The sequence below is a fragment of the Vibrio sp. 1580 genome (genome assembly GCF_033340055.1).
Map to the genome: position 1 here is coordinate 1 of NZ_JAWOVT010000102.1, position 954 is coordinate 954.

Annotated in this window: 1 protein-coding gene and 1 pseudogene; both read left to right on the top strand. The window is 44.8% G+C overall.

Annotation, left to right across the window (positions count from 1 at the left end; translation table 11 throughout):
• The coding region (locus tag R7093_RS24305; protein WP_318146894.1) for an extracellular solute-binding protein at positions 1-580 on the top strand (580 nt) is incomplete at its 5' end.
• Positions 581-676: 96 nt separating this feature from the next.
• Positions 677-954 (top strand): annotated as a pseudogene (locus R7093_RS24310) (sugar ABC transporter permease); the annotation flags it as partial.

Here is a 954-nt window from a genome sequence, read left to right on the forward strand (position 1 = left end):
CATTCAGAAGTTCTATGACTCTAAAGTCTTCCCTACAGGCATCATTGGTAATAACGGGCTTAATGCTATCGATTCACTATTCACGTCGGGCAAAGCAGCGATTGTTCAAACTGGTCCTTGGGCGCTCCAGCCTTACAAAGAAGCAGGGATCAACTACGGTGTAGCGCCTCTTCCAAAATTACCATCTGGTGAGCAAATGGGTTCATTTATGGGGGTTAAGAGTTACAGCATTTCCACTTTCTCGAAAAACAAACCTTTAGCGCAAGAGTTTATTACGTTCGTCAATAATTATGATAATGCCAAGCGCCGCTTTGAGCTAACTGGAGAGGTTCCGGCAGTGACAAAATTGGTGGACGATCCTGTTATCAAGAATGACCCAGGTGCAAGTGCAGTGGCGATGCAATCCATTCACGCTACGTCTATGCCTTCCATTCCTGAAATGAACGAAGTGTGGGGCCCTGCGAACAGCGCACTTCAGTTGATTGCAACGAATAAACAAGATGCGAAAAGTGCACTCGACTCTGCAGTAGACAGCATCAATATGCAAATCGAAGCTAACCACGCAATGATGGGTCAATAATTTAAAGATATTGTTCTGGCGAAAGCAATTGTCGGCCCTAGTTACTCGTCTGGGGCTGACAGACGCCAGAAGTTTTCCGAAATGGAGTTGTAAGTGATGTCTGACATGAGTGAACATTTTGAGCATAACTCGGGGCTATATCGATCCCAACGGTTTACTGCCTCCTTACTTGCAGTAATTCCTGGCTTTGGCCAGTTTTATAACCGACAGTTTGTAAAAGGCATGATGTTCTTCATCTTGCTAACAAGTTTTTATGCAGTAACTCGTGATTTTATTTCCCACGGTATGTGGGGGCTTGTAACACTTGGCGAAAACCTACCAGAGGACAACTCAGTTTTCCTACTCGCAGAAGGTATTATTGCTTCGCTAGTGGT